Origin of the sequence: Kitasatospora sp. NPDC007106, from assembly GCF_040634455.1 — a bacterium.
In the GTDB taxonomy this organism is placed as follows: domain Bacteria; phylum Actinomycetota; class Actinomycetes; order Streptomycetales; family Streptomycetaceae; genus Kitasatospora; species Kitasatospora arboriphila.
In genome coordinates, this window is sequence record NZ_JBEYFP010000589.1 from 1 (window position 1) to 3,789 (window position 3,789).

Here is a 3,789-nt window from a genome sequence, read left to right on the forward strand (position 1 = left end):
ACCGGGTAGTAGACGGCGTACAGGCAGGTTGCGCCGACGGAGCCGGGGTCGGGGCGGTGCCGTCGCCCGGCGGGGGCGGTGTCCACCGGTTCGGCGGTGTCGCCCTCCTCGGCCTCGCCGGTGAAGTCGCCCTCGAAGAGCAGCTGGGAGACCAGGTCGTCGAGGTGGACGAGCAGTTCGTCGGGTTCGAGGTCGAGGTCGGCGAGGGTGCGGACGGCGGTGCGCAGCCGGCCCATGGTGGCGGTGGCCTGCAGTCCGTGCCCGGCGACGTCGCCGACGACCAGCGCGACCCGGGCGGAGGAGAGCGGGATGACGTCGAACCAGTCGCCGCCGACGCCGCCGGCGCTGTCGGTGGGCAGGTAGACGCTGGCGGTGGAGACGGCGGCGACGGTGCGGACGGCGGGCGGCAGCAGGCTGCGCTGGAGCCCGACCGCGGCGCGGTGCTCGCGGGTGTAGCGGCGGGCGTTGTCGACGGCCAGGGCGGCGCGGGCGGCGATCTCGGCGAGCAGCAGCCGGTCGCCGTCCTCGTAGCGGTCCTTCCAGCGGTCGCGGCGGACGGCGACCTGGCCGAGCAGGATGCCGCGGGCGGCCAGCGGGGCGGTGATCTCCCAGTCGTGGGCGGGTTCGGCGGCGGTCGTGCGGTCCGCGGTGCCGTCGGCCTTCACGTGCACGGTGTCGCCGGTGGCGGGCGCGGACTCGGACGGCCCGGCGACGGCGGTGCGGCGCAGCACCAGGCGTCCGGTGGGGTCGGGGACGGGTTCGTCGCCGGTGAAGACGGCGGCGGCGATGTCGACCACGGCGACGTCGGCGAAGTCGGGGACGATCGCCCTGGCGAGGCCCTCGGCGGTGCCGGTCACGGAGAGCGAGCCGCCGGCTGCGGCGGTCACCCGGTGCAGCAGGGCGAGGCGCTGCCGGGAGCGGTGCTGTTCGGTGATGTCGGTGAAGAGCACGGTGAGGCCGATGACGCCGCCGTCGGAGTCCTGCAGCCGGAAGGCGGAGATGGCCATCATCCGGCCGCTGCGCGGGTCGACGACGGTGCGGGCGAGCCCCTCGGCCTGGACCAGCGGGCGGCCGGTCTCCAGGACCTCGCGCAGGTGCGCCTCCAGGACGAGGGCGTCCGCGGGCTGCAGGAAGTCGGAGAGCTTGAGGCCGCTGAGGGTCGGCGGCACGCCGGAGTAGGGCAGCAGGTGGGTGTTGGTGCGGACGATCTGCAGGTCGGTGTCGAAGACGGCGAGGCCGAAGCGGTCCTGGAGGAAGAGTTCGCGGGTGAAGGCCTGGTCCTGGCGCCATCGGGCGACGGTGGAGGACTTGGCGCCGAGGACGACCTGCCGGGTGGCGGTGGGGTCGTTGGGGTTGTCGCCGTGCAGGGTGAGGACGCGGACGTACAGGTTGAGCGGGCGGCCGTCGCCGGTGCGGACGGTGACCCGGCCGTCCCAGCCGCCGGGGCCGGACTCCTCGGGGCCGCGCCAGGCGTCCGGGTCGGCGAGCAGGTCGCGCAGGGCGCGGCCGACCAGGGCGCGGGCGGGCAGGGCGAGGAGATCCTCGGCGGCGCTGGTGCAGCCGACGATCGTGCCGCTGCCGTCGACGAGCGCTCCGGCGACGCCGTCGAGGAAAGGGAAGCGGCGGTCTTCCATCTCGTCTCACCCCGTCCGGTGGTCTCCTCCCTCCCTCATACTCCACCGGTCCCCGGGTGTCGGCGCCCCGGGACACGGAGGGTGACCGGAGGTTCTGCCTTCGGGTCCTGTACGCACGGGGGTTGACGCGGCTGGTTCAACGGGCCTAACTTCACGTTCTGAAAAAGGGTCCAGACCAATTCGTCGGGACCCCTGTGCCGTCCGCCGCACCCGGGACGAACTGGTGACATGTCGCCAGGCGGATGCTGTGGAAGGACTTTGACGGATCGCAAGGAGATCCGTGTGCACCACCGCAGCCTGCGGCCCGGCGGCCGGTCGATCCTGCCGCACGGGTCGCCGACGGCTGCACCATGTTCACTTCGTGAACGCAAAGGTCCCTGATCCTCACCCCCCACCACGCCCGGTGCACCGTGCCCGGGCAGGAGGAGACAGCCTTGATCCGCACCCTTGCCCGTACCGTGGCGACCGCGGTCGCGCTGCCCGCGACGGCCGCCGCCCTGCTGATCGCCGGCGGTTCGCCGGCCGCCGCCGCGGCCAACCCCGGCCCGGGCTTCCCGGCCCACTTCGCCGCCCCCTACCTGGAGACCTGGAACTCGCCCTCGGTGATGACCGATGTGCGCAACGCCACCGGCCTCAAGTACTTCACGCTCGCCTTCGTGATCAGCAACGGGAGCTGCACCGCCACCTTCAACGGCAACACCGACATAGCCGACGCCTCCTGGCAGAGCGCGATCAACGGCCTCCGCTCGGCCGGCGGCGACGTGATCGCCTCGTTCGGCGGCGCGGCCGGCACCGAGCTGGGCCAGGCCTGCACCAGCGTCTCCGCGCTGCAGGCCCAGTACAAGCGGGTCGTCGACACCCTGAACCTGACCCGGATCGACCTCGACATCGAGGGCTCCGCACTGAACGACACCGCCGCCAACGACCGCCGCAACCAGGCACTGGCAGCCCTCCAGCAGCAGTACGCGGCGGCCGGCAAGCGGCTCGCCGTCAACTACACGCTGCCGGTCAGCCCGTCCGGCCTGGAGTCCAACTCGATCAGCCTGCTGAACAACGCCAAGAGCCGCGGCCTGGACGTCAACATGGTCAACATCATGACCATGGACTACGGCCCGGCCATGGACATGGGGCAGGCCGCGATCAACGCCGCGAACGGCCTGCACACCCAGCTCGGCCAGATCTGGACGGGCAAGACCTCCGACCAGCTGTGGGCGATGGAGGGCAACACCCCGATGATCGGGGTCAACGACACCACCGCCGAGGTCTTCACCACCGGCAACGCCTCGACCCTGGAGTCCTTCGCCGCCTCGCACGGCATCCAGCAGCTCGCCTTCTGGGCGATCGGCCGCGACAAGGCCTGCGCCGCCAACGGCACGCTCTCCGACTCGTGCAGCGGCACCCCGCAGTCCGCGTACCAGTTCACCAGGACCTTCGACGCACTGACCGGCGGCACCACCCCGCCGCCCACCGGCCGCACCGGCCGGATCACCGGCTACGGCGGCAAGTGCGTGGACGTGGCCGCGGCGAACAGCGCCAACGGCACCGCGGTCCAGCTGTACGACTGCAACGGCACGGCCGCGCAGACCTGGACGGTCGGCACCGACGGCACCGTCCGCGCGCTCGGCAAGTGCATGGACGTGACCGCCGCCGGCACCGCGAACGGCTCCCAGGTGCAGCTCTACGACTGCAACGGCACCGGCGCCCAGCAGTGGCAGGCCCGCGCCGACAAGACCCTGGTGAACCCCGCCTCCGGCCGCTGCCTGGACGCCACCGGGCCCAGCTCCGCCAACGGCACCCGGCTGCAGATCTGGGACTGCTTCGCCGGCGCCAACCAGCAGTGGACCCTGCCCGCCTGATGCCGCGACCCGACCGAACAGGAGCGAACCCCATGCCACTCCCACCCGTGCACCGGCGGGCGCACGCCCGGCGCCGGGCCCTGCCGCTGGTCACCGCCGTCGGCCTGATCGCCTCGGCGTCCACCGCGGTGATGCTCGTCCAGGGCCAGGCCGCGCAGGCCGCCGGCCTGCCCACCGGCGCCACCGCCCTCGTCGCTCAGCACAGCGGCAAGTGCGTGGACGCCGCGGCCGCCGCGACCGCCAACGGCACCGCCGTGCAGCAGTACGCCTGCAACGGCACCGGCGCCCAGCAGTGGCAG

Annotated in this window: 3 protein-coding genes; 2 read left to right on the forward strand and 1 reads right to left on the reverse strand. The window is 73.1% G+C overall.

Going from position 1 to position 3,789, the window contains the following annotated elements:
- The coding region (locus ABZ641_RS28920; RefSeq protein ID WP_359986428.1) for a PAS domain-containing protein at positions 1–1,634 on the reverse strand (1,634 nt) is incomplete at its 3' end.
- A 434-nt stretch (positions 1,635–2,068) separates the two neighbouring features.
- Between ABZ641_RS28920 and ABZ641_RS28925 the strand changes: the two genes are divergently transcribed.
- Positions 2,069–3,490, forward strand: coding sequence for a ricin-type beta-trefoil lectin domain protein (locus ABZ641_RS28925; protein WP_359986431.1), 1,422 nt, complete (start codon positions 2,069–2,071; stop codon positions 3,488–3,490).
- A 32-nt stretch (positions 3,491–3,522) separates the two neighbouring features.
- Positions 3,523–3,789 (forward strand): RICIN domain-containing protein (locus ABZ641_RS28930; RefSeq protein WP_359986434.1); only part of this gene is annotated, 267 nt, incomplete at its 3' end.